The following is a 23,844-nucleotide window of genomic DNA, read 5'->3' on the forward strand; positions in this document are numbered from 1 at the left end:
TCAGTCACGGTCGGCTCCGGCAATTTTTTCCTGCCACTGCTGGGCATTCTTGAGGATCACGGCTTCGTTGAGGGTGGTGAGTTTGCGGTTGTCCATTAAACAGCGCCCTCCCACCCAGGTATGTGTCACCTGATCGCGGCTGGCGGCATAGATCAGTTGCGCCACCGGATCATAGACCGGCTGGGTCTCCAGACGGTTCAGATCCACCGCTACCATATCCGCCTGTTTGCCAATTTCCAGTGAACCGAGTTGGTCGTCCCGGCCCAGGGCGCGGGCCCCGTTCAGGGTGGCCATCTGCAGTATTTCGGCGGCGGGCAGAGCGTCGGCCTGGAGACTGACGCCCTTGCCCAGGAAGGCGGCCATGCGGGCCTCGCCGATCATGTCCAGATCGTTGTTGCTGGCGGCACCGTCGGTGCCCAGGGCCACGTTGACCCCGGCCTTGCGCAGTGTTTCCACCGGTGCAAAGCCGCTGGCCAGCTTCAGATTGGATTCCGGGCAGTGCACGACCTGGGTGCCAGTTTCGGCCACCAACGCAATTTCGTCCTCGGTGAGCTGGGTCATGTGCACCGCCAGCAGACGTGGCGAGAGCAGGCCCAGGTTTTTCAGGCGAGTGAGCGGCCGCTCACCGGTGTTGCCAACTGCCATCTGGATCTCTCCGGCGGTTTCGTGCACGTGCATCATCATCGGCACGTCCAGCTCCTCGGCCAGGGTCAGCACCTTCTGCAGGGGGCCGTCGGACACGGTATAGGGAGCGTGTGGGCCGAAACCGATCTGGATGCGCGGGTCATGGCGCCACTCGTCCATGGCATCGGTGGCCAGGCGCAGGTAGTCCTCCGGCCCGGCGCCCATGGGCGTGGGGAAATCCAGAATCGGGCAGAACAGGCTGGCGCGCAGGCCGGCTTCCACGGTGGCGCGTGCGGCGCTGGCCGGGAAGAAGTACTGGTCGGCAAAGCAGGTGGTGCCAGAGCGAATCATCTCCGCCGCCGCCAGCCGGGTGCCGTCGAACACAAATTGCTCGCTGACAAACTGGCCTTCCGCCGGCCAGATGTGCTTTTCCAGCCAGGTCATCAGCGGCAGGTCATCGGCGATACCACGCAGCAGGTTCATGGCGGCATGGGTATGGGCATTGATCAGGCCGGGAATCAGCAGGTGGCTGTCCAGCCGGGTGACCGTATCAGCCTGCCATTTTTCGTCGGCCAGGGCGCCGGGCAGCAGGTCGATAATCTGGCCATCTCGGACGACCAGGGCATGGTTTTCCAGTACCTCGGCACTGGGCGCCTTGTCCTGCGCGACCGGGGCAATCCAGCGGGCGTGGACGATCAGGTCAGCCTGATTGTCGCTCATGCATAACTCCTTGATATCTTGGCGGGCTTTTCAGCAGCCTGCTAGAGGGGCTTGCCCTCAAATTGAGGCCGCAGTATAGCGTGTCAGCGGCGCTCTTGCCGCCAAGATAACAATGGCGGTGGACTATGGCGCCGAAGCCGCCCGGTTGTGCTATCATCCGGGGCTTTTCCGGGCTTCGTGCCAGGAGCAGGAATGTACGCCCGGTCCGCCGCTGTCGGCAGCGAGCGGGCTGTCATAAGAACAGACTGCACAGGGTGCCATCGGCACGCTGTGAAAACGGCCCTGATCAAGGGCCGGCTTGGGAAAGCCGCAGGGGCTTTCCCGATACTTGTGGAAAGTAAGGATCGCTATGACGGATCTCGCCAGAGAAGTTACCCCGGTCAACATCGAAGACGAACTCAAACAGTCGTACCTGGATTACGCCATGAGCGTGATCGTTGGGCGGGCGTTGCCGGATGTGCGCGACGGCCTCAAGCCGGTGCATCGCCGCGTACTGTTCGCCATGCACGAGCTGAACAACGACTGGAACAAGGCTTACAAGAAATCCGCCCGTGTGGTCGGTGACGTTATCGGTAAGTACCACCCCCATGGTGACTCCGCCGTTTACGACACCATCGTGCGGATGGCGCAGCCGTTTTCCCTGCGCTACATGCTGGTGGATGGTCAGGGTAACTTTGGTTCCATCGACGGGGATTCCGCAGCCGCCATGCGTTACACCGAAGTGCGCATGGCCAAGATCGCCCACGAGCTGCTGGCCGATCTGGACAAGGAAACCGTGGATTTCGTCGATAACTATGACGGCACGGAAAAGATTCCCGATGTGATGCCCACCCGGGTGCCCAACCTGCTGGTGAACGGCTCCTCCGGTATCGCCGTCGGCATGGCCACCAATATTCCGCCGCATAACCTGGGCGAAGTGGTAGACGGCTGTCTGGCGCTGATCGACGACGACAGCCTGACGCCGGACGACCTGATGGAATACATCAAGGGCCCGGATTTCCCCACCGCCGGCATCATTAACGGTCGCGCCGGGATCGTGCAGGCCTACCGTACCGGCCGTGGCCGCGTCTATATGCGTGCCCGTGCCGAGATTGAGCCGACCGACAAAAGTGGCAAAGAAGCCATTATCGTCCACGAGATTCCCTACCAGGTGAACAAGGCGCGGTTGATCGAGAAGATCGCCGAGTTGGTGAAAGACAAGAAGATTGAAGGTATCACCGAGCTGCGCGATGAGTCCGACAAAGAGGGCATGCGCATTGTGATCGAGCTGCGTCGCGGCGAGAACGCCGAGGTGGTGCTCAATAATCTGTATCAGCAGACCCAGATGGAGTCGGTGTTTGGTATCAACACCGTAGCTCTGGTCGATGGTCAGCCCAAGACCCTCAACTTGCGTGAGCTGCTGGATGCCTTTATTCGTCACCGCCGTGAAGTGGTGACTCGCCGTACCGTGTTCGAACTGCGCAAGGCCCGCGAAAAGGCCCACTTGCTAGAAGGTCTGGCGGTGGCGCTGAGCAATATCGATCCGGTGATTGCGCTGATCAAGGCGTCCCCCAGCGGCGCGGAAGCCAAGGAAAAACTTCTGGGCAAAGGCTGGACCCCCGGCGATGTACTGCAAATGCTGGAGCGCGCCGGTGGTGAAAACGCGGCTCGCCCGGATGGCCTCGATGAGCAGTTCGGTTTGCGTGATGGCCTTTATTACCTGAGCCCGGAACAGGCCCAGGCCATTCTGGATCTGCGTCTGCAGAAGCTGACCGGTCTGGAACGGGAAAAACTGATCAACGATTACCAGGAACTGCTGGAGCAGATTGCCGAACTGCTGAAGATTCTGGGTAACCCCGAACGTCTGATGGAAGTGATCCGTGATGAACTGAAGGCGGTCCGTGAGGAATATGCCGACGAGCGCCGTTCCGAAATCGTCACCTCCCGTCTCGACCTGAGCATGGAAGACCTGATCGCCGAAGAAACCGTGGTAGTGACCCTGTCCAACAGTGGCTACGCCAAGATGCAGCCCATCGATACCTACCGGGCGCAGAAGCGTGGTGGCCGTGGCAAGTCTGCCGGCCAGCTTAAAGACGAGGATTACGTGGAGCACCTGCTGGTGGCGGGCACCCACGACACCCTGTTGTTGTTCACCGACGCTGGCAAGGTCTTCTGGTTGCGTACCTTCGAGTTGCCGCAAGGTGGCCGGGCGTCCCGTGGCAAGCCCATCGTCAATCTGCTGCCGGCACTGGGCAACGACGAGCGTATTACCGCCATCCTGCGTCTCGATGCGGAAATGGTACGCCAGCAGAAAGCCGCTGGCGTGGAGGTGGAAACCGAGGAAGATGACGTCATCGATGCGGAAGAGGTGATCGAAGACGCCGTCGACAGTGATGAGGTCGAGGCAGAAGCGGTAGTCGATACCGTGCCTGGTCCGTTTATCTTCATGGCCACCTCCAGCGGTATCGTCAAGCGTACCGCCCTGGCCAACTTTGCCCGTCCGCGCAGCTCCGGCCTGATTGCCGTGAAACTGCAGGAAGGCGAGCATCTGGTGAATGTGGCTATTACCCACGGCGACGAAGATGTGATGCTGGTAGCCCGCAACGGCAAGGCCGTGCGGTTCCATCAGTCCAAGGTGCGTGTCATGAGCCGTCTGGCCCGTGGTGTGCGCGGCATCAAACTGGCCGATGGCGTGGACGTGATTTCCCTGATCGTGCCGGAAGCAGAGGGCCAGATTCTGACTGCCTCCGAAAACGGCTACGGCAAGCGCACCCCGTTGACTGACTACCCGACCAAGGGTCGTGGTGGCCAGGGCGTCATCGCTATGGTGGTCAACGAGCGTAACGGTGAGCTGGTCGGCGCTGCCCAGGTGTTTGGTGAAGAGGACATCATGCTGATCTCCAACCAAGGTACCCTGGTGCGCACCGGCGTCAATCAGGTCAGCACCTCCAGCCGTAACACCCAGGGTGTGCGTCTGATTCGTCTGGGCGACGGCGAGAAGTTGTGTGGTCTGGCCACCATCCCCGACCTGGACGGTGACGAGGACGACATCGAAGAGGGCGAGGTGCTGGAAGGGGACGTTACCTCTGAAGCGCCGGAGTCTGACGCCTCCGACGATGCCGAGGAATAAAAGGCTGCTGTAGGAGCGGCGCTTGAGCCGCGAACGTGCTCGCGACAAGCCGTGCCAAGTACGATTCGCGGCTCAAGCGCCGCTCCTACGGGCTGCTTGAAAGACAATAGTAAGCAACAACCCGAGCCCGGTGTTACCGGGCTTCTTTGATTCACCGGTTTGGTACTTTCAATCTAGTCACGGAGAAAATGCATGTCCCGCGCCTATAACTTCTGCGCAGGTCCCGCGGCGTTGCCGACGGACGTTCTGGAGCAGGCCCGTCAGGAAATGCTGGATTACCAGGGCATGGGCCTGTCCATCATGGAAATGAGCCATCGGGACAAGGTGTTCGTGGAGATTGCCGAAAAGGCCGAGCAGGATCTGCGCAGCCTGATGGGGATCAGCGACGATTACGCCGTGCTGTTTCTGCAGGGCGGCGCCTCCACGCAATTTGCCATGGTGCCCATGAACCTGCTGGGCGAGGGCGAAACCGCGGATTACATCAATACCGGGCAATGGTCCAAGAAAGCCATCAAGGAAGCCGGCCGCTACGGCAACATCAACGTGGCCGCCAGTAGTGAAGACACCAACTTCAGCACCGTACCGCCACAGGACAGCTGGCAGTTGTCGGCCAATCCGGCCTACGTGCATTACTGCCCCAATGAAACCATCGGTGGCCTGGAATACAGCTTTGTTCCCGACGTGGGTGATACCCCGCTGGTGGCAGACATGAGCTCCACCATTCTGTCCCGCCCCATTGATGTGAATCGCTTCGGGGTGATCTATGCCGGTGCCCAGAAGAACATTGGCCCCGCCGGCCTGACCCTGGTGATTATCCGCAAGGACCTGCTCGGCAAGGCCGGCGCCCATGTGCCTGCCATGCTCAATTACCAGACCCACGCGGACAATGGCAGCATGTTCAATACGCCGCCCACCTTTTCCTGGTACCTGGCCGGCCTGGTGTTCCAGTGGCTGAAAAAGCAGGGCGGAGTGGCGAACATGGCAGAAACCAACCAGCGCAAGGCCGAAAAGCTGTATGGTTTTATTGATAACAGCGGCTTCTACAGCAACCCGGTGGAAAAAATCAGCCGTAGCTGGATGAATGTGCCCTTTGTGCTGGCCGACGCCAACCTGGATAAGCAGTTCCTCAGTGAAGCCGACCAGGCGGGCCTGTTGAACCTGAAGGGCCACCGCAGCGTGGGCGGCATGCGTGCCAGCATCTACAATGCGGTACCGGAAGCAGCAGTGGATACGCTGATCGCCTTTATGGCGGACTTCGAAAAACGCAACGGCTGAGCGGGGACCGCCATGACCGAATCACTGGACAACCTGCGACAGCAGATCGACGAGCTGGACCAGCGGCTGCAGGATCTGCTCAACGATCGCGCCACCCTGGCCCACAAGGTGGCCGAGGTGAAGACCGCCACCGACCCCAACCCGGTGTTTTATCGCCCGGAACGGGAAGCCCAGGTATTGCGACAGGTAAAAGAGCGCAACAAGGGGCCGTTGGACGGCGAAACCATGGCGCGGTTTTTCCGCGAGATCATGAGCGCCTGCCTGGCGTTGGAACAGCGCATGAAAGTGGCGTTCCTGGGGCCGGAAGGCACCTTTACCCAGCAGGCCGCCCTCAAGCACTTTGGCCATGCGGTGGAAAGCGTACCGCTGGGCGCAATTGATGAAGTATTCCGTGAAGTGGAAGCCGGGGCTGCTCACTACGGCGTGGTGCCGGTGGAGAATTCCACCGAAGGGGTGGTCAACCACACCCTGGATACCTTCATGACCTCCAGCCTGAAAATTTGTGGCGAGGTGGAGCTGCGCATCCACCATCATCTGCTGGCCGGCGAGCACACCCGTCGTGACAAGGTCACCCGGGTTTATTCTCATCAGCAGACCCTGGCCCAGTGCCGCCAGTGGCTGGATGCCCACATGCCCGGGGTAGAGCGCATTGCGGTCAGCTCCAACGGCGAAGCTGCCCGTCGTCTGAAGGACGAATGGAATGCCCTGGCCATTGCCGGGGAAATGGCGGAAGAGCTGTATGGCCTGGAAGCGGTGCAACGCAATATCGAAGACCGCCCGGACAACACTACCCGTTTCATCATTATCGGCCGGCAGGACACGCCGCCGTCCGGTAACGACAAGACCAGCCTGATGATCAGCGGCAAGAACCGCCCGGGCCTGCTCTATGAGGTGCTGGCACCGTTCCGCGATGAAGGCATTAACCTGACCCGCCTTGAATCCCGGCCCTCGCGGACGTCCAATTGGAGTTATGTGTTCTTCGTGGACTGCGAAGGCCACAAGGAAGATGGCAAGCTGCAGCCGGTACTGGACAAGCTGGAAGCGGCTGGCAATACCATCAAGCTGCTGGGCTCGTACCCGAAAGCGGTGTTGTGACACAGGGTTGGACAATGCTCTATCGGCTGGCGATAAGCTGTGGGAGCGGTCGTTCGACCGGGAAATTTCACCACAGGCCGGAAATCGCGGTCGAACGACCGCTCCCACAGTTCAAGGAGTCATCATGACTTGCGACTACATCGAACTCGCCAACAGTGGCGTTCAGCAGCTCAAGCCCTATGAGCCGGGCAAGCCCATCGAGGAGCTGGAGCGGGAACTGGGCCTCACCGATATCGTCAAGCTGGCCAGCAATGAGAATCCCTTGGGCGCCAGCCACAAGGCCCTGCATGCGCTCAAGCATCTGCATGAGCTGCACCTGTACCCGGATGGCGCCGGTTTTTCCCTGAAGGCAGCGCTGGCAGAAAAGCTGGGTGTGCAAACCAATCAGCTGACCCTGGGTAACGGCTCCAACGATGTGCTGGACCTGATCGCCCGTGCTTACCTGCAGCCCGGCGATGAAGCGATTTTCTCCGAGTACGCCTTTGCGGTGTATCCACTGGTGACCCTGGCCTGCAATGCCAGGCCGGTGGCGGTGCCGTCCAATCTCTATGGCCACGATCTGGCGGCCATGGCCGAGGCGGTCACCGAGCGCACCCGGGTGATTTTCGTGGCCAACCCGAACAACCCCACCGGCACCTGGTTCAACGCCCATGCCCTGGATGAGTTCCTGTCGCGGATCCCGGAGCGGGTGATCGTGGTGCTGGACGAGGCCTACTTCGAATACGTGGAAGAAAGCCACTACCCGAACGGCATCGAGCGCCTGCAAAAATACCCGAATCTGGTAGTAACGCGCACCTTCTCCAAGATACATGGTCTGGCCGGCCTGCGTATTGGCTATGGTGTCTGTAACCCGCAAATTGCCGATGTGCTTAACCGGGTGCGCCAGCCGTTCAATGTGAACACCCCGGCCATGGTGGCCGCCGAAGCGGCGCTGTCCGATGACGATCACATCGAGAATTCCCGCGGCGAAAACACCAGTGGTCTGGTGCAGATCGCCGAAGGCCTGCAGAAGCTGCACCTGGAACAGATTCCCTCGGTGGCCAACTTCATCGCCTTTGACTGTGGTCGCGACGCCATGCCGGTTTACCAGGGTCTGTTGCGCGAAGGCGTGATTGTGCGTCCTCTGGGAGGCTACGGCATGACCAACTTCCTGCGCGTGACCGTGGGCACCAGCCGCGAGAATGAGCGTTTCTTGGCCGCCCTTAAGAAGGTGCTGGCGGATGGGTAATCTCCATCGTTTCGGTTTTTCCGCCGTAGGAGCGTCGCTTGAGACGCGAACCTGCTTGCGGCATTCCGTGCCAGATTCGGTTCGCACCTCGAGAGGTGCTCCTACAATGCGAACCGGGGGCGTTTGTTATGTCTGAACCCCTCTTCAATCGCATTGCCGTGATCGGCCTGGGCCTGATCGGTGGCTCCTTTGCGGCTGCCGCTCGCAAGCACGGGCTGGCCGGATCCATTGTGGCCGGTTCCCGCTCCGCCCGGACCCTGGAGCAGGGCATCGCCCTCGGCGTTGTCGACGAAGGCAGTCAGGATCTGGCTGAAGCGGTCAAGGGCGCTGATCTGGTGTTTGTCTCTACGCCCGTTTCGGCTATGGGCAAGGTGTTGAGTGCGCTGAAGCCGGGCCTGTCCCGCACGGCGATCATCACTGACGGCGGCAGTGTCAAAGGCAATGTGATCACCGCTGCCCATGCGGCTTTGGGCGAGCATTATTCCCGCTTCGTGCCTGGCCACCCCATTGCCGGCAAGGAAAAGAGCGGCGTTGGTGCTGCCGATGCGGACCTGTACCAGGATCACCGGGTCATCCTGACGCCCACCGAGGCCACCGACCCGGCAGCCACCGCCCGGGTGCGGGCGATCTGGACCGCCATGGGCGCGGAAGTGCTGCAGATGGCGCCGGATTACCACGATCAGGTACTGGCGGAAACCAGTCATCTACCCCATCTGCTGGCCTTTTCGCTGGTGGATACTCTGGCCCGGCAGGGCGACTCCACAGAGATCTTCCGCTATGCTGCCGGCGGTTTTCGCGACTTCACCCGTATCGCCAGCTCCGATCCGGTGATGTGGCATGACATTTTCCGCGAGAACAAGGCCGCGCTGCTGCAGTCCCTGGACCTGTTCAGCGACGGTATCGCGCGCTTCCGTCAGGCGGTGAGTGACGATGATTCCGATGCCCTGATGGGCATCATGACCCGCGCCAATACGGCGCGGGCCCATTTTATGGCCATGAACGAGCGCACCTCCTATACCCGCGCCCACCATTCAGGTGACAACACAACCATGACAGACAGCACCATCCTCCAAAGCAAGAGTGCCAACCCCACCTTTGTGGTGACCCCGGGTGGCCGACTCACTGGCCGGGTACGGGTACCCGGCGACAAATCCATGTCCCACCGCTCCATCATGCTTGGCTCCCTGGCCGAAGGCGTGACCCAGGTAGAAGGCTTCCTGGAAGGCGAGGACGCTCTGGCAACGCTACAGGCATTCCGGGATATGGGTGTGGTCATCGAAGGCCCCCACAATGGCCAGGTGACCATCCACGGGGTCGGCCTGCATGGCCTCAAGGCGCCGACAAAACCGCTCTACATGGGCAACTCTGGCACCTCCATGCGCCTGCTCACCGGCTTGCTGGCCGGGCAGGCCTTCGATGTGGAGCTCACCGGCGATGCGTCCCTGTCCAAGCGTCCCATGGAGCGGGTGGCCAGCCCCCTGCGCGAGATGGGCGCCCAGATTTCCACCGGTAACGAAGGGCGCCCGCCAGTGCGCATCCGCGGTGGCCAGCCGCTCAAGGGCATTCATTACGATCTACCGATGGCCTCTGCCCAGGTGAAATCCGCCGTCCTGCTGGGCGGTCTCTACGCTGAAGGCGACACCTCAGTGACTGAGCCGGCACCGACCCGTGATCATACCGAACGGATGCTGGGAGGCTTTGGCTACGAAGTGCGCCGTGAGGGAGCCACCAGTGCGTTGACTGGCGGCGGCACACTCGCCGCCTGCAAGCTGGAAGTCCCGGCGGATATCTCCTCGGCAGCCTTCTTCCTGGTCGGTGCGTCCATTGCCGCTGACAGCGAGCTGACGTTACCCCACGTGGGCATCAATCCTACCCGTACCGGCGTGATCGACATCCTCAAGCTGATGGGGGCGGATATTCGCCTGGAAAATCAGCGAGATGCCGGCGGCGAGCCGGTGGCGGACCTGGTGGTCAAAGCGGCGCCCCTGAAAGGTATCGAGATCCCCCAGGAGCTGGTGCCCCTGGCCATTGACGAATTCCCGGCCATCTTCATCGCCGCTGCCTGCGCCGAAGGCGATACCGTGTTGCGCGGCGCCGAAGAGCTGCGGGTGAAAGAATCTGACCGCATCCAGGTGATGGCGGACGGTCTGGCCGCGCTGGGCGTGGATCACGAAGTGTTTGAAGACGGCATCCGCATCAGCGGTGGCGCCTTCGGCGGCGGCGAGATTCAGTCCCACGGTGACCACCGAATTGCCATGAGCTTCGCCATGGCGTCCCTGCGTGCCACTGGCCCGATTACCATTAATGACTGCGCCAATGTGGCCACCAGCTTCCCGGGCTTTGCCCAGCTGGCCGCCCATGCGGGCTTGAACCTGGAGGTGAAATGACTGCTCCGTCCACCGCGGTATTGACCATCGACGGACCGGTTTCCTCCGGTAAGGGCACCGTTGCCCGATTGGTTGCAATCCGTCTCGGCTGGCACCTGCTGGATTCCGGTGCCCTGTATCGGGTTCTCGGTTATCACGCGAAAAATCAAGGGCTTGCACTGGATGACGAGCCCGCCCTGGTCGAACTGGCGAAAACCTTGCCGGTGAGATTTATCGAGCAGGAGGGGGAAACAGCGGTAATTCTGGATGGCGAGGATGTGTCCAACATCATCCGCCAGGAAAGCGTGGGTGAGCTGGCCAGCCAGGTGGCCGTGCTGCAGCCGGTGCGTGATGCACTATTGGCCCGCCAGCGGGTGTTCGCCGAGCCCCCCGGGCTGGTGGCGGATGGCCGCGATATGGGGACCGTGGTGTTTACCTCTGCCCCCCTCAAGATTTACCTCACCGCCAGCGCTGAAGAGCGCGCCAGACGGCGCTTTGAGCAGTTGAAGGAAAAGGGCTTTGATGCTACCCTCGCGACCCTCGTCGAGGACATCCGCACCCGGGATGACCGTGACATGAACCGTGAGGTGGCGCCGTTGCGCCCGGCAGACGATGCCGTGGTAATCGAATCCACCACCCTGACGGTTGATGAAGTGGTAAACCGGATCCTTGAAGAGGCTGCCGCACGCCAACTGGTGTGAAGGCAGCACACGTTGTTGAAACCCTTCGATAGTGCACTGTCGAGGGGTGATTCTGTGTCAAGCGGCCGATCTGCTCAACCCTGAAAAAGTAAGCCAGCTGGGGAAGGGCGGGTCTCATTTTTTTACTAACCCATGTCTGCTGGTTGGCATGTGCGAAAACACTGAGTGAATTTCATGACCGAATCTTTTGCTGATCTCTTTGAAGAAAGCCTTAAGGACCTGGACGTTGCCCGTGGTTCTATCATCAAGGGTACTGTTGTATCCATCGATAGCGACTGGGTAACCGTTAACGCAGGCCTGAAATCCGAAGGCATTATTGCCCGTGAAGAATTCCTTAGCGAGTCAGGCGAGCTGGAAATCGTCGAAGGCGATGAAGTTGATGTTGCCGTAGACGCCATCGACGATGGTATGGGCTTCACCCGTCTGTCCCGTGAAAAAGCCAAGCGCGCCGAAGTGTGGGGCGAGCTGGAAAAAGCTTTCGACGAAGACGAGATCGTAAAAGGTATGATTTCCGGCAAGGTGAAGGGTGGCTTCACTGTCGATATCGGCCCGATCCGCGCGTTCCTGCCCGGTTCCCTGGTAGATATCCGTCCGGTTCGCGATGTCGCGCACCTGGAAGGCAAAGAGCTGGACTTCAAGGTCATCAAGCTGGATCCCAAGCGCAACAACGTTGTGGTTTCCCGTCGCGCAGTGATGGAAGCCGAGCACTCTCAGGAGCGTGAAGCACTGCTGGAAACCCTCCAGGAAGGCATGGAAGTCAAAGGTATCGTGAAGAACCTGACCGACTACGGTGCGTTCGTGGACCTGGGTGGCATCGACGGCCTGCTGCACATCACCGACATGGCCTGGAAGCGTATCAAGCATCCGAGCGAGATCGTGGAAGTGGGTCAGGAAATCGACGTCAAGGTACTCAAGTTCGACCGCGAGAAGATGCGTGTCTCCCTGGGTCTGAAGCAGCTGGGCGAAGATCCGTGGCACGATATCGTGGGCAAGTACCCGGAAGGCACCCGCGTGAAGGCGAAGGTGACCAATCTGACCGATTACGGTTGCTTTGCCGAAATCGAAGAAGGTGTAGAGGGTCTGGTTCACGTATCCGAAATGGATTGGACCAACAAGAACATCCACCCGTCCAAGGTTGTAGAGATCGGCGACGAAGTGGAAGTGATGATCCTGGACATCGATCAGGACCGTCGTCGTATTTCCCTGGGTATCAAGCAGTGTCAGTCCAACCCGTGGGATGCCTTCGAAGAGAAATACCAGAAAGGCGAGCGCATTTCCGGCAAGATCAAGTCCATCACTGACTTCGGTATCTTCATCGGTCTGGAAGGCGGCATCGACGGTCTGGTGCACCTGTCCGACATTTCCTGGGAAGAGCAGGGCGAAGATGCCGTGCGTAACTTCAACAAGGGCGATGAGCTGGAAACCGTGGTTCTGTCCATCGACGCAGAGCGCGAAAGAATTTCCTTGGGTATCAAGCAGTTGACAGACGATCCGTTTGCTCAGTATGTTGCTGCTAATGACAAGGGCGCAATCGTTAAGGGCGTAGTGAAGTCGGTAGACGCGAAAGCGGCCATCGTAGAGCTGGCTGAGAACGTAGAAGGTACCCTGCGTGCCAGCGAAATCAGCCGCGACCGCGTTAACGATGCGACCGAAGTGCTCAACGTCGGTGACGAAGTGGAAGCGAAAATCACCAACGTTGATCGCAAGAACCGTGTTCTGAGCTTGTCCATCAAGTCCAAGGACCAGGCCGACGAGCGTGAAGCCATTGACGGACTGTCTGAACAGCAGGATGCCAATGCGCCGAAGACCATCGGTGATCTGATCAAGAAACAGATGGAAAGCAGCAACGAGTCATAATACGGCTCCTCCCGGGGACCGGCATCGTGCCGGTCCCACTGGGCTGGGAGCCCAGGGAGAAAGCTGTAATGGCGTTAACCAAGTCGGAATTGATTGAGCGGATTGCCGATCGGCAAAACCAATTGTCGCCCAAGGATGTGGAGCTGGCAGTCAAAACGCTTATCGAACAGATGGCCGATTCCCTGGCCGGCGGAGGTCGTATCGAAATACGCGGCTTCGGCAGTTTTTCCCTCCATTTTCGTGCGCCCCGTGTGGGACGCAATCCCAAGACCGGTGCCAGCGTCGAGCTGCACGGCAAATATGTTCCCCACTTCAAACCCGGCAAAGAGCTGCGCGAGCGCGTTAACGATTCACTGCATGAAGAAAGTGGTGAAGGTGTTGATAATGGCGCAAGCGGCAATCAGGCTGCTGCTAACTAAACGTTTGTTGTTACCGCCCGGCACAGACCTGGCCAGTAAAGAGGGAACCTTACGATGCGAAACCTGTACCGGATTCTGGTAATTCTGGCCGTACTGGCCGTATTTCTTTTCGCTTTTCTGTTTGTCACCAGCAATCGTGATCTGGTGACGCTGGATATGCTGTTTTATCAATGGCACTGGGAGGTTTCCCTGGGCGTGCTGGTGATCAGCGTACTGGCTATTGGCCTGTTTCTGGGCTTGCTGGCCGGTATCGGGCTGCGCGGCCTGAAGAGCCTGTTTTCATGAGTGAATCGTTCTGGCTGCTGCCGTTCTTTTTTGTTGCCATCGCTGCCGGGTTTTTCCTTGGTCGGCGTGAGAGCAAGCGCCGGCAGCGTCGGCGCATGGCCTCCCTGTCCAAGGACTATGTGGCCGGCATCAACTTCTTCCTCAATGAAGAGCCGGACAAGGGCATCGAAGCCTTGCTCAAGAGTCTGGACGTGAGCGAAGAGGGTCTCGATACCCATCTTGCCCTGGGCAAGCTGTTCCGCAAGCGGGGTGAATTCGACCGTGCTGCCCAGCTGCATACCCACCTGCTGGAGCACGGCGACTATGGCCGCCCGGTGCAGGAAGAAATCCAGCTGGAACTGGCCCAGGATTACCTGGCCAGCGGCATCTTCGATCTGGCCGAGCAGGTACTGCTGGAAATGCTGGATCAGGATTGTCAGGCCAAGGATGAAGTCTGTCAGCAACTGATGGGCCTGTACGAGCAGGAGCGCGACTGGGTCAATGCCATCAGCATGGGCGAGCGGTTGATCAAGAACCGCCCGGCGCTGGGCTCGGTGCTGGCTCAGTACTGCTGCGAGCAGGCAGAAAACCTGCGCCGCGACGGCGACATCAATCCGGCCCGCCGCATGCTGAGGCGGGCGCTGTCATTCGATGAGCAGTGTGTCCGCGCCAGCTTTGCGGAAGGCGAGCTGGAGATGGGCGAGCAGAACTGGGATGCCGCTATCCAGGCCCTGCAGCGCATCTGGGTGCAGGACAGCGATTTCTTCGATGAAGCGCTCGACAAGCTGCGCACCAGCTACCAGCAGCAGGAGAAGGACGAAGAATTTATCCAGATGCTGGCGGACTACAGTGCCGAGAAACCCAGCACCAGCCGCATCCTGCTGCTCGCTGAAACGCTCAAGGAGCGCTACGGCGACAAGGAAGCGTCGGACTTTATTGCCGAATACATGAAAGCCAACCCCTCGGTACGTGGCCTCAACCGCATCATCGACATGAGTCTGGCCGGTAGCGCGGAAGGGGAAACCCGCGAGCACCTGGGCGTGCTCAAGCAATTGTCAGAGCAACTGCTCAACGACAAGAGCCTCTACAAATGCCGCCGCTGCGGCTTCGAAACTCCCTTGATGCAATGGCGCTGCCCAAGCTGCAAGCGCTGGGGCTCGATCAAGCCGGTGGTCAAGGAAGTCTAGGCTACGAGCTACCCTCGATTGGATTGGGAATGTCTGGAAGTTCCCAGGGCTTCGTCATTTCTCACGAAGCCGCTGTAGGAGTTCCTCTTGAGGGACGAACCGTGCGAAGCACGGAATCGACCGCAGGGCGATCAGCCATTTCCGGGCTCTACAGCTCGCTAAAGAGTGATCTTCCTGGGGTTGCCTCGCTACGTTCGGTTCGCACCTCGAGTGGTGCTCCTACAGGAACCGTTTGCATGACGATCAAAGCGTGCCCTGGCAATTCTTGAACCCGCTTAACCCAACGCCTACCATACCCACGCCCACCCGCCACTCAGGAAATCGCCATGCCTATTGCCAGCCCTGTTATCGTCGCCCTGGACTATCCTGATGCCGCCCAGGCGCTGGCCATGGCCGATCAACTGGACCCGACCAGGGTGCGCGTCAAAGTGGGCAAGGAAATTTTCACTCGCAGTGGCCCGGCCATTGTCGAAGGTCTGCATAAGAAAGGCTTTGAGCTGTTCCTGGACCTGAAATTCCACGACATTCCCAACACCGTGGCCGGCGCCGTGTCCGCGGCGGCGGATATGGGTGTGTGGATGGTCAATGTGCACGCCAGTGGTGGCCAGCGCATGATGGAAGCCGCTGCTAATGCCATCGCCAACCATGCCAGTCGGCCGCACCTGATTGCAGTGACCGTGCTGACCAGCATGGAAGCGGCCGATCTGGAACAGGTCGGGGTGACGGACGAGCCCCGAGTGCAGGTGCAACGCCTGGCCGAGCTGGCCAAGCGCTCCGGCATGGACGGGGTGGTGTGTTCCGCCCAGGAAGCGAGCATGCTCAAGGCGGCCTGCGGTCAGCAATTCGAGCTGGTTACTCCGGGTATCCGCCCTGCAGGTGCCGATGCCGGTGACCAGCGTCGCGTGTTGACGCCGGTGCAGGCGCGGGATGCGGGCGTGGACTATATGGTGATCGGCCGTCCGATTACCCAAGCCGCTGAACCTACAGCGGTAGTAGACGAGATACTACAAAGTCTTGCCTGAGCCACTTACGCAATCTGTCACCCCCGGCTGATAACGCCTCCTCACTCGGCTTCCTATGGTGTGGTCTCCAACGTATAAAAAATGGAGATCAATATGAAAGCATTGAAAGCGGTTGTGATGTCCCTGCTGTTGGCGTTGAGCCTGCCTGCTCTGGCGGTGGAAATGGAAGCGGTCAAGGACGCAGCCAAAACCCAGGTTGAAAACCGCATCGACCTGAACACGGCGGACGTTACCCAGCTGCAGGAACTCAAGGGTGTGGGCCCGAAAACGGCAGAAGCCATCGTGCAGTGGCGGGATAGCCAGGGGCCCTTTACCAGCGTGGATCAACTGCTGGCCATCAAGGGGATCGGTGAAAAGACCCTGGCCAAGATGCGCGACAGCCTGGTCGTGCAGTAAACAAGTCCCCGCCCCGTTGGCGCTTTGCTCGTAAAGCGAAGAGGTAGCGATACGTTCGCCTTGTGAACAAGGCTCCAGCCGGTTTTAAAGCAGCCACAAAAAAGGCTTCCTGGAAGAAGCCTTTTTTGCTGTCTCTCTGCTTGATCGTCTCACTCTTCCGAGTGACTTTCCTCTTCTTCCGCCTGGCTCAGGTCATCGGCCCGGTCTGCTTCAGGCTCCGGTGCCGGTGAGTCGTGGGCGGGGCTATCCTCTGATGGCTGGGTTTTCTGTTCTTTTTCCCGGGTGGCTTTTTCTGCTTTCGCTTCCACTTCCTCGGTGGTTTTTTCCTCGCCGATACGGAAGGCGGCAAAGCCGGCGTGGACCACCTGGTTCACTGCCATTCCCAGAACCCGGCCGTTATAAGGGGCAATGATGGCACTGCCGGTATTGCTGATCGGGTCGGTGACGGTGCCGAGCACCTGGCCTTTCTTCACTTTCTGGTTCAGCTCCACCTCGGCAAGCAGAATGCCGCCCTGGGTGGCACGAATCCATTCCGACTCATAGAACACCGGTTGCGGCGCACTCCAGAAACGGCTGGCCTTACGCATACCCAGGTTTTCCAGCAGGGTATCGATGGCCTGTACGCCGTAGCTGACGGCCTCGGTTTCCAGCCGGTTGGGGCCACCCGCTTCCATGGTCACCGCCACAATGTCTTTTTTCACCGCCGCATCGCGCAGCATGCCGGTGACACCGGGGCTGTGCAGTACGGTCATGCCGCCGAAGTGCTTGGCAAAGGCGACCACGTCCGGGTTGTCCAGGTCGGCGCGAAGTTGCGGCTGGTTGACCCGTTTCTGGGAGCCGGTGTGCAAATCCACCAGGTAATCGCAGTGGCGCACGATATTGCTGAACAGGGAGTGAGCCACGCGACTGGCGGCACTGCCTTTCTTGTTGCCGGGGAAGTAGCGGTTCAGATCCCGGCGGTCGCTCAGGTAGCGAGAGCCGCTGCGAAAGCCATCCAGATTGACGATGGGCACACCGATCACGGTACCGGCCAGCTGGTCCGGCTCCAGCTCGTACATGAGCCGGCGCACCATCTCGATGCCGTTCAGTTCATCGCCATGAATGGCTGCAGTCAGACACAGCCGCGGCCCGGGCTTGTCGCCATGGGCCACCAGCACCGGCACCGGGGTGGCAATGGAGGCGAACGACTGATCCGGGGTCCAGTGCAGGGTGGCAAAGCTGCCCGGTTCCACTTGCCGTCCCAGCAGGGATAAGGGCAGGGGAGCCGGGTCGGCCGCCGGTTGGGTCGGGTCATCAGCGACGGCGCTGTCGGCCTTGTCCGTGTCCGTATTGCCGTCACCGGCTGTGGCCTGGCCGTCGCTTTCCTGCTGACGTTCCACGGCCCGTTCTTCGTCTTCCACTTCATTGGCCCAGCCCGGCGTTGCCGCTAGGCCGAACAGGACAAACATTGCCGTGATAGCGAATGAGGACCACGTTTTATACACAAACACTCCTTGATTCAGCCAAGCTGATCCAGCTCGTCCCAGCGAGCAAAGGTGGTTTCCAGTTCCGCCTGCAGCTCGGTTTGTTGCTGTTGGGCGGCGCTGATCTCGGCCGGGTCACCCTTGAAGAAAGCCGGGTCCGACATGCGAGCCTGCACCGCTTCCAGTGCCGATTCCAGTTGCTCGATCCGCTCCGGTAATTGCTCCAGCTCCCGCTGATCCTTGTAAGACAGCTTTTTGGCTTTGGGCGCCGTCGGAGCCGGTTCGAGCACTGGCTTGGCGGATTTGACGGTTTTTCCCTTCACAGGTTCCGGACGCTGACGCAACCAGTCCTGATAACCGCCCACATAGCTGTTGAGCTCGCCGTTTTCGAACACCAGGGTGGAGGTCACCACATTGTCGATGAACTCCCGGTCGTGGCTGACCAGCAGCAGGGTGCCCTGATAGTTCATCAGCTGCTCTTCCAGCAGCTCTAGGGTTTCCGCGTCCAGATCGTTGGTGGGCTCATCCAGCACCAGCAGGTTGAAGGGGTTGGTGAACAGCTTGGCCAGCAGCAGCCGGTTGCGCTCGCCGCCAGACAGGGACTTCACCGGCTGGCGCACCCGGCTCGGGTCAAACAGGAAATCCTGCAGGTAGCCGATCACGTGCTTGTTCTGGCCGTTGATGGTGACCACATCGGAGCCTTCGGCCACGTTGTCGATGACGCTCTTTTCCTCGTTGAGGGTATCGCGCAGCTGATCGAAATAGGCCACCTGTAGCTGGGTGCCCAGCTTCACGTTGCCGCTATCCGGCGCCAGCCGACCCAGCAACAGGCGGATCAGGGTGGATTTGCCGCAGCCATTGGGGCCGAGGATACCCACCCGGTCACCACGTAGCAGATTCACGGAGAAGTCCCGCACGATGCTCTTGCCGTCCACGGTGTAATCCAGGTGCTCGGCTTCCACCACCACCTTGCCGGAGTTGTCCCCGCCTTGAATGGTGAGGTTGGCAGTGCCGGTGCGATTGCGGCGCTGGGCGAATTCATCACGCATGGCCTTGAGTGCACGCACCCGGCCTTCGTTACGGGTGCGGCGGGCCTTGATGCCCTGACGGATCCACTTTTCTTCCTGGCTGAGTTTCTTGTCGAACTCGGCGTTGGCGCGCTCTTCTGCTTCCAGGGCCGCCTGTTTGCCGCTCAGGTATTTCTCATAGCTGCCAGGCCAGCTGGTCAGCTTGCCCCGGTCCAGCTCGATGATGCGGGTGGCCAGTGAGCGGATAAAGGCCCGGTCGTGGGAAATGAATACCAGAGTGGCGCCGTAGCTCTTGAGGAATTCTTCCAGCCACTGGATGGAATCCATATCCAGGTGGTTGGTAGGCTCGTCCAGCAGCAGGATATCCGGTTCCTGTACCAGCGCCCGGGCCAGCAGCACGCGGCGTTTCATCCCCCCGGAGAGGCCGGCAAAGGCCTGATCGCCATCCAGTTTCAGCTTGGACAGCACTGTATCCACCCGCTGGGATAGCTGCCAGGCACCACAGGCCTCGATGTCGCTGCTCAATTGTTCGAACCGGGCCAGTACCTTGTCGTCACCATCGCCCAGATGATGGACCAGCTCCGCGTGCTCGCTGAGCAGGGCACCGTGCTCGCCCAGCCCTTCCGACACCATGAAATGGACGCTGTGGTCCTGGTCGTCCGGCACTTCCTGCTCCAGGCGGGCCACGGTCAGCCCCTGGGTCTTCTCGATCTGGCCGTCATCTGCATGGATCTCTTCGGCAATCACCTTCATCAGGGTGGATTTGCCGGCGCCATTACGACCAATCAAACAAAGCCGCTCCCCCGGGTCGATGGACAGGGTGACGTGATCCAGCAGCGGCTGCTGCCCATAACTGAGCTGAATGTCGCGGAGGGTAATGAGAGGCATACTGTGTGAATAACCAAAGTTTTGAATAATGGGTTGCCGGTGTGACAATATTCACCGGCTCTGGAATGAGTTGAAAGTTCAAAAGCGCGGGAGGGGAGGCTGCTTTGATGGCAAATGCCGTGCCAGCGCTTGGCTGCCTTTAATCGCGGCCGCCCCGTTTTCCGGATGGCGGCCAGGCTTGCCCGCGTTTCAACTTTGAACTTTCAACTCGTAACTCAACTGAACGCGCAGTGTAGCAGCTTGTTACGGGCGTGTAGTGGTGTCTGAACGGATCATCGGGCAGCCTTGGCCCAGAAGGAGAACAACAGATGACAGACTTTTTGCGGGAACGTTACGAAGAGGTGGATCTGACCCCGGGCCAGGGCAAGATCACCGCCACCGTGTCCATTGGATTGGGGGTTCTGGCGCTGATGGGCAGCTTCTGTTTCCTCTACCCGGAGCTGCTGACCACCCCGGAATTCCGTGCCTTCTACAACGCCGAGGTGCTACGCATTGCCCTGTTCATCGGCATCGGTATCGGCTTTGTCTGTGGCTTTTTCAGTGTGCTGCGTCATCAGGAAAAGCGCTACGGCATTATCGGCATGGTGCTGGCCTGCATGGCCGCGCTGATCGGCTCCGGGCGGCTGGATGTGCCGCCGGTGGAAGGTCGCAGCCTCTATGCCGGGCTCGACTATTTCATCCTTACCCTGTTGGTACTGGCGCTGGTGTTTATCCCCCTGGAACGGGCCTTCCCCAAAGACCCGGACCAGAAAACCCTGCGCGGGGGCTGGGTCACGGATATCAAATACTTCCTGTTCAGCCATGTGGGCCTGCAGCTGATCAGCTTCTTCACCATCATCCCCATTCAGGTGGTGCTCCACGACAAGGTGGACATCGGCTTCCAACAGGCCATCGCCAGCCAGCCCCTGTGGCTGCAGTTCATCGAGATTCTTATCGTTATCGATCTGGGCAGCTACTGGATTCATCGGGCCTTCCACGAAGTGCCATGGCTGTGGAAATTCCATGCCGTGCATCATTCCACTACCCAGATGGACTGGCTGGCCTCCTCACGCCTGCATGTGGTGGAAATCATCGCCAACCGCTTTATCGGCTACCTGCCCATCTTCATTCTGGGCTTTTCGCCGTCGGCGGTGTACGCCTACCTGGTGTTCGTGTCCTTCCACGCCATCTTTATCCACGCCAATGTGCGCTTCCGCTTTCCGGGCATCCGCTGGCTCATCGCCACCCCGGAATTCCACCACTGGCATCACTCCTCGGAAGACCAGGCCGTGGACAAAAATTACGCCGCGTTTCTGCCCATCTACGATAAACTGTTCGGCACCCTGATCATGCCCAACCGGCTGGCTGCCGAGTACGGCACTCGGGCCAGCACCAAGGTGCCGGAAGGCGTGGTCGACCAGTTCCTGTTCCCGTTCCGTCGGGATCACCGCCAAGGGTAAAAATTGTATCGTTGGAGCTATGCTTGCATGGCGAATTGTCCAGGCGAAATTCGCCATGCAAGCATAGCTCCAACAACCATTCTGCTGACAATGCCAACCGGGACGCTGTAAATGGATGACCTGATCGACCTGCTGCGCGAACGCCACCAGGGCGCACTGGTAGCCCTGGAACTGCCGGACGAAGACCGGCTGGTAGAAATCGAAGAACAGCTGCTTATTTCTTTGCCGGGGGAGTACAAGGAATTCCTGCTCACCACCGGCGACATTATTTGCGGCAGCCTGGAACCGGCCACCGTCACCGACGACTACGCCCACAACTTCCTCCCCGAGCTGGCCGCCCAGGCCTGGAGCCAGGGCATGCCCCGTTCGCTGATTCCTGTCTGCCAGGCCGAAGAAGGCGTTTACGCCATCGGCCAGGACGGCCAGATCGTCTTCTGGGTACCGGGGGAGGGCGTCAACGAGGACGAGGATTGGAGTTCTATCTGGCAGTGGGCACGTGAGGTGTGGCTGGAAAGCTGATTAAGAGCAGTTAATAGCTAAACCCGACATCCAGCCGACCTGACGAAGCCGCTGTAGGAGCTATGCTTGCATGGCGATCTGAGCCTTGGCGAAGAAACGGCGCCCGCCCGCGCGCCCAATCCATCACGATGAATACGGCTCCGGAGGCTTTACGCCTCGTGAGAGCCTTCTACATCCCTGCCAAATCCAGCTCATTCTGAATCAACACCACACACTGCGACGCAAACAGCATCCGCGGCCCCAGGCTGATCTTCTCCGCTCCCAGTCGCTTCAAACTGTTGAAGGTCTTCTTCGGCATGGGGATATGGTCGGTGAGTAGAAAGCAGGGGTTCTCCCCGAAATCCAGCTCACGGATGCTGTCGCCCTTCTTGTCCATCACATACAGCTGATGGTCCTCCGCCAGATCCTTCACCAGCCGCTCAAAACTCAGTGTCCGCACCCGGATGCCCGGCTCCACGGCCCGTTCCTGCTCCTTGCCCAGTCCCTGAGACACATCCAGGGCGTTGGCCACCTTGGCCAGCAACGCTTTCTCATGGAAGCCGCCAATATTCTGCATCTCCGCCCCGGTGAAACTGATAGTGCGGGAGTAATCCTGGGTGCTTTCCAGCACCAGATGCACCACCACGTCATCCCGGTGAGACTGGGCCACAAACAGGCTGTTCATCAGCGTATGGGCGAGAATTTCCGTATGGGCATCGCCACCCACATTGGCCAGCAGAGCCTGGCTATCGGTGGGCGCGGCGCGGGCGCGGAGGACGAAAGTACGCATTATATAGGGCTCAGGAGAGTGTGAGGTGATTGTACATCAGTCGCTGCCGGGTCGTAGATCCTTGCCCATAAGCTGGCAATAGTTGCCCGTTTTCAACGGAACGTTCCGACTATCCTGCAGAGGCCAATTCCAATGCACTGATTTCAATGACAATTCCTACACGGGGTGCGAGGTTGGCAGGAACAGAATTCAAAGGAGTGTTCCTTTGAACTCTGTGTAGGAAATTTGCCATTTCACTCTAACCGATTGATATGGGAGTATTTTGCTAGATCGTGTGGGGCGGGTGACTCGGAGTTATGCAGAACTGGGTTATACGGAACGTTCTAACTAATACGCTGTTATGCATTAAATAAGGGAGAAGAATGCAATTACTTAATGGTCTTATGACGGGCGCTATGTTCGCAGCAAGCGCTTACCTGGTTATTACTCTTAATGGGATTGCGAATACAGCAGGGGAGAAGGGTAAGAAGCTTCTGAAGAATGCGCTTCTGTTTTTGGTGATAATTCCAGTGGTTGCTGGTTTTCTTAAAGGTGTGTTGGGGCTTGGAAATGAGACTGCGTCTGGTCTATATATTGGCTATTTTGCGTATGTCTCTGGCATTGCAGGTGTCTTTTTTCTCGCAAAAGGGCTTCGGCAAGCCATTCTTGAGGCTTCAATGCCAAAAAATGTCGAAACTGAAGAAGCATAACAATGCCATGCATGCGACAAGCCCATGATGGCCGGCGTTATGCATCGCCAATTTGAGATGTTCGATGGAAATCTATTTGAGTACTGCCACTTTAACTTCGTATGAAAACAGAAGGAGCAGTATGAATTTACACTTTAACCCTATTGTTTATTTTAAAGGGTTATGGCAATTCCCTGTGGAATACTTAGAAGATATAAGCTGGGAGATCACATCCAAAGAATTAGGGGTGATCACATTTGAAGAAATGGAGATAGGTGTCGACTCCCCTCTCAGCACTGAGGATGGATCTGCCTTCATTCAGTTTTCTTTGAAGAAAAAGGATATTCCTTTTATCTATGATGACTGCGGTTGTGAAATAAGATTTAAAGGGGTGCTCGAATTTCCACATGGCCGCACCCCGTTCGAAAAGGTGTTTTGGGGTGTTATTAAAGCCGTATGGTCCGAGGGCTTGAGATAAATGCATAACAAGTCAATCAACTTCGCGCCTTCGGCGCCGGACGCAGGCAAGCTGCGCCGGTTATTGAGGCGTTAGGTTGTAACCGAAGAGTAGCAATGAATAAAATCAATCCCCAAAAGTTGCTTAACAGCAAGTGGACTGCGGTCAAGCCAGTAAAGAAAGAAAAACATTTTCTGGTGACAGAGGTCGAGTTCGATGAAGAGGGTGAAGTCATTCACTGCCTGATAGAGGCGGTTATATCAAACCGTTCAGATTCTATTGATTGGAAAGCACTAAGAGATGAATCGAACTGGCAGCAGGGCTGGAAGTAGTTATTCCGGTCGTGTGGC

General features: G+C 59.0%; 21 protein-coding genes. 17 read left to right on the forward strand and 4 right to left on the reverse strand.

The genetic code is table 11. The annotated features are described in order from the left end of the window. Positions 1 to 1,344 (reverse strand): TRZ/ATZ family hydrolase, encoded by a 1,344-nt coding sequence (locus tag B3Q33_RS01665; RefSeq protein WP_272961689.1) that lies wholly within the window; start codon positions 1,342 to 1,344, stop codon positions 1 to 3. A gap of 349 nt (positions 1,345 to 1,693) precedes the next feature. Between B3Q33_RS01665 and gyrA the strand changes: the two genes are divergently transcribed. The 12 genes from gyrA (at position 1,694) to B3Q33_RS01725 (ending at position 16,263) form a co-directional block, all read left to right on the forward strand. After that, complete coding sequence (gyrA, locus tag B3Q33_RS01670; protein ID WP_272980176.1) at positions 1,694 to 4,453, forward strand: DNA gyrase subunit A; 2,760 nt, start codon at positions 1,694 to 1,696, stop codon at positions 4,451 to 4,453. A 192-nt stretch (positions 4,454 to 4,645) separates the two neighbouring features. Then, entirely contained in the window at positions 4,646 to 5,728 is a 1,083-nt protein-coding gene (gene serC, locus B3Q33_RS01675) for a 3-phosphoserine/phosphohydroxythreonine transaminase (protein ID WP_035246544.1), read from the forward strand. 12 nt (positions 5,729 to 5,740) lie between these two features. Beyond that, the gene (gene pheA, locus B3Q33_RS01680; RefSeq protein WP_035246547.1) at positions 5,741 to 6,823 is read left to right on the forward strand and encodes a prephenate dehydratase; all 1,083 of its coding nucleotides are present in this window, start codon (positions 5,741 to 5,743) and stop codon (positions 6,821 to 6,823) included. 124 nt (positions 6,824 to 6,947) lie between these two features. After that, positions 6,948 to 8,051 carry a histidinol-phosphate transaminase gene (gene hisC / locus B3Q33_RS01685; RefSeq protein WP_272961730.1) on the forward strand — a complete coding sequence of 368 codons (1,104 nt, stop codon included), beginning with the start codon at positions 6,948 to 6,950 and terminating at the stop codon, positions 8,049 to 8,051. Positions 8,052 to 8,179: 128 nt separating this feature from the next. Beyond that, a complete protein-coding gene (locus B3Q33_RS01690; protein ID WP_272974471.1) occupies positions 8,180 to 10,438 on the forward strand; it encodes a bifunctional prephenate dehydrogenase/3-phosphoshikimate 1-carboxyvinyltransferase in 2,259 nt (752 codons plus the stop codon). Beyond that, on the forward strand, positions 10,435 to 11,118 hold the full coding sequence (cmk, locus tag B3Q33_RS01695) for a (d)CMP kinase (protein WP_035246554.1): 684 nt from the start codon (positions 10,435 to 10,437) through the stop codon (positions 11,116 to 11,118). The genes B3Q33_RS01690 and cmk overlap by 4 nt, the downstream gene beginning before the upstream one ends. 174 nt (positions 11,119 to 11,292) lie before the next feature. After that, complete coding sequence (rpsA, locus tag B3Q33_RS01700; protein WP_272974472.1) at positions 11,293 to 12,975, forward strand: 30S ribosomal protein S1; 1,683 nt, start codon at positions 11,293 to 11,295, stop codon at positions 12,973 to 12,975. Between the two features lie 68 nt (positions 12,976 to 13,043). Continuing rightward, a complete protein-coding gene (ihfB, locus tag B3Q33_RS01705) occupies positions 13,044 to 13,394 on the forward strand; it encodes an integration host factor subunit beta (RefSeq protein ID WP_035246558.1) in 351 nt (116 codons plus the stop codon). 54 nt (positions 13,395 to 13,448) lie between these two features. Then, positions 13,449 to 13,679, forward strand: a complete 231-nt coding sequence (locus B3Q33_RS01710) for a lipopolysaccharide assembly protein LapA domain-containing protein (RefSeq protein WP_035246561.1) — start codon at positions 13,449 to 13,451, stop codon at positions 13,677 to 13,679. After that, positions 13,676 to 14,845, forward strand: a complete 1,170-nt coding sequence (gene lapB, locus B3Q33_RS01715; RefSeq protein WP_035246563.1) for a lipopolysaccharide assembly protein LapB — start codon at positions 13,676 to 13,678, stop codon at positions 14,843 to 14,845. Before B3Q33_RS01710 ends, lapB begins: the two co-directional genes overlap by 4 nt. Positions 14,846 to 15,171: 326 nt before the next feature. Then, the gene (pyrF, locus tag B3Q33_RS01720; RefSeq protein WP_272974473.1) at positions 15,172 to 15,867 is read left to right on the forward strand and encodes an orotidine-5'-phosphate decarboxylase; all 696 of its coding nucleotides are present in this window, start codon (positions 15,172 to 15,174) and stop codon (positions 15,865 to 15,867) included. 93 nt (positions 15,868 to 15,960) lie between these two features. Then, the gene (locus B3Q33_RS01725) at positions 15,961 to 16,263 is read left to right on the forward strand and encodes a ComEA family DNA-binding protein (RefSeq protein ID WP_052042612.1); all 303 of its coding nucleotides are present in this window, start codon (positions 15,961 to 15,963) and stop codon (positions 16,261 to 16,263) included. A 149-nt stretch (positions 16,264 to 16,412) separates the two neighbouring features. Here the strand turns inward: B3Q33_RS01725 and B3Q33_RS01730 are convergent, their stop codons facing one another. Next, a complete protein-coding gene (locus tag B3Q33_RS01730; RefSeq protein ID WP_414630972.1) occupies positions 16,413 to 17,747 on the reverse strand; it encodes a succinylglutamate desuccinylase/aspartoacylase family protein in 1,335 nt (444 codons plus the stop codon). A 14-nt stretch (positions 17,748 to 17,761) separates the two neighbouring features. Continuing rightward, positions 17,762 to 19,642, reverse strand: a complete 1,881-nt coding sequence (locus tag B3Q33_RS01735; protein ID WP_272974474.1) for an ATP-binding cassette domain-containing protein — start codon at positions 19,640 to 19,642, stop codon at positions 17,762 to 17,764. Between the two features lie 308 nt (positions 19,643 to 19,950). Here B3Q33_RS01735 and B3Q33_RS01740 point away from each other — a divergent pair, with 308 nt between their 5' ends. Together B3Q33_RS01740 and B3Q33_RS01745 are read left to right on the forward strand one after the other, a co-directional pair. Continuing rightward, complete coding sequence (locus B3Q33_RS01740; protein WP_035246571.1) at positions 19,951 to 21,081, forward strand: sterol desaturase family protein; 1,131 nt, start codon at positions 19,951 to 19,953, stop codon at positions 21,079 to 21,081. Between the two features lie 111 nt (positions 21,082 to 21,192). Then, positions 21,193 to 21,600, forward strand: a complete 408-nt coding sequence (locus B3Q33_RS01745) for an SMI1/KNR4 family protein (RefSeq protein ID WP_035246574.1) — start codon at positions 21,193 to 21,195, stop codon at positions 21,598 to 21,600. Positions 21,601 to 21,769: 169 nt separating this feature from the next. On the opposite strand, the gene trmY is transcribed toward B3Q33_RS01745, so the two are convergent. Then, positions 21,770 to 22,369 carry a tRNA (pseudouridine(54)-N(1))-methyltransferase TrmY gene (gene trmY / locus B3Q33_RS01750; protein WP_035246577.1) on the reverse strand — a complete coding sequence of 200 codons (600 nt, stop codon included), beginning with the start codon at positions 22,367 to 22,369 and terminating at the stop codon, positions 21,770 to 21,772. A gap of 362 nt (positions 22,370 to 22,731) precedes the next feature. Between trmY and B3Q33_RS01755 the strand changes: the two genes are divergently transcribed. The 3 genes from B3Q33_RS01755 to B3Q33_RS01765 all read left to right on the forward strand — a co-directional run bounded on the left by B3Q33_RS01755 (position 22,732) and on the right by B3Q33_RS01765 (position 23,826). Continuing rightward, complete coding sequence (locus B3Q33_RS01755; protein WP_035246579.1) at positions 22,732 to 23,058, forward strand: hypothetical protein; 327 nt, start codon at positions 22,732 to 22,734, stop codon at positions 23,056 to 23,058. 121 nt (positions 23,059 to 23,179) lie between these two features. Next, positions 23,180 to 23,515 (forward strand): hypothetical protein, encoded by a 336-nt coding sequence (locus tag B3Q33_RS01760; protein ID WP_035246580.1) that lies wholly within the window; start codon positions 23,180 to 23,182, stop codon positions 23,513 to 23,515. Between the two features lie 95 nt (positions 23,516 to 23,610). Next, a complete protein-coding gene (locus tag B3Q33_RS01765; protein WP_035246582.1) occupies positions 23,611 to 23,826 on the forward strand; it encodes a TIGR02450 family Trp-rich protein in 216 nt (71 codons plus the stop codon). The last annotated feature ends 18 nt before the right edge of the window (positions 23,827 to 23,844 follow it).

It is taken from the genome of Alcanivorax sp. UBA3183, from assembly GCF_002364155.1.
Taxonomy (GTDB): domain Bacteria; phylum Pseudomonadota; class Gammaproteobacteria; order Pseudomonadales; family Alcanivoracaceae; genus Alcanivorax; species Alcanivorax jadensis.

Excerpts from the sequence above, each read along its gene's own strand:
- trmY (WP_035246577.1), bottom strand. The coding sequence starts at position 22,369 with ATGCGTACTTTCGTCCTCCGCGCCCGCGCCGCGCCCACCGATAGCCAG.
- B3Q33_RS01665 (WP_272961689.1), bottom strand. The coding sequence starts at position 1,344 with ATGAGCGACAATCAGGCTGACCTGATCGTCCACGCCCGCTGGATTGCC.
- B3Q33_RS01690 (WP_272974471.1), top strand. The coding sequence starts at position 8,180 with ATGTCTGAACCCCTCTTCAATCGCATTGCCGTGATCGGCCTGGGCCTG.
- B3Q33_RS01740 (WP_035246571.1), top strand. The coding sequence starts at position 19,951 with ATGACAGACTTTTTGCGGGAACGTTACGAAGAGGTGGATCTGACCCCG.
- ihfB (WP_035246558.1), top strand. The coding sequence starts at position 13,044 with ATGGCGTTAACCAAGTCGGAATTGATTGAGCGGATTGCCGATCGGCAA.
- lapB (WP_035246563.1), top strand. The coding sequence starts at position 13,676 with ATGAGTGAATCGTTCTGGCTGCTGCCGTTCTTTTTTGTTGCCATCGCT.
- B3Q33_RS01765 (WP_035246582.1), top strand. The coding sequence starts at position 23,611 with ATGAATAAAATCAATCCCCAAAAGTTGCTTAACAGCAAGTGGACTGCG.
- rpsA (WP_272974472.1), top strand. The coding sequence starts at position 11,293 with ATGACCGAATCTTTTGCTGATCTCTTTGAAGAAAGCCTTAAGGACCTG.
- cmk (WP_035246554.1), top strand. The coding sequence starts at position 10,435 with ATGACTGCTCCGTCCACCGCGGTATTGACCATCGACGGACCGGTTTCC.
- B3Q33_RS01745 (WP_035246574.1), top strand. The coding sequence starts at position 21,193 with ATGGATGACCTGATCGACCTGCTGCGCGAACGCCACCAGGGCGCACTG.
- hisC (WP_272961730.1), top strand. The coding sequence starts at position 6,948 with ATGACTTGCGACTACATCGAACTCGCCAACAGTGGCGTTCAGCAGCTC.
- gyrA (WP_272980176.1), top strand. The coding sequence starts at position 1,694 with ATGACGGATCTCGCCAGAGAAGTTACCCCGGTCAACATCGAAGACGAA.
- pyrF (WP_272974473.1), top strand. The coding sequence starts at position 15,172 with ATGCCTATTGCCAGCCCTGTTATCGTCGCCCTGGACTATCCTGATGCC.
- B3Q33_RS01755 (WP_035246579.1), top strand. The coding sequence starts at position 22,732 with ATGCAATTACTTAATGGTCTTATGACGGGCGCTATGTTCGCAGCAAGC.
- B3Q33_RS01735 (WP_272974474.1), bottom strand. The coding sequence starts at position 19,642 with ATGCCTCTCATTACCCTCCGCGACATTCAGCTCAGTTATGGGCAGCAG.
- B3Q33_RS01710 (WP_035246561.1), top strand. The coding sequence starts at position 13,449 with ATGCGAAACCTGTACCGGATTCTGGTAATTCTGGCCGTACTGGCCGTA.
- serC (WP_035246544.1), top strand. The coding sequence starts at position 4,646 with ATGTCCCGCGCCTATAACTTCTGCGCAGGTCCCGCGGCGTTGCCGACG.
- pheA (WP_035246547.1), top strand. The coding sequence starts at position 5,741 with ATGACCGAATCACTGGACAACCTGCGACAGCAGATCGACGAGCTGGAC.
- B3Q33_RS01760 (WP_035246580.1), top strand. The coding sequence starts at position 23,180 with ATGAATTTACACTTTAACCCTATTGTTTATTTTAAAGGGTTATGGCAA.
- B3Q33_RS01725 (WP_052042612.1), top strand. The coding sequence starts at position 15,961 with ATGAAAGCATTGAAAGCGGTTGTGATGTCCCTGCTGTTGGCGTTGAGC.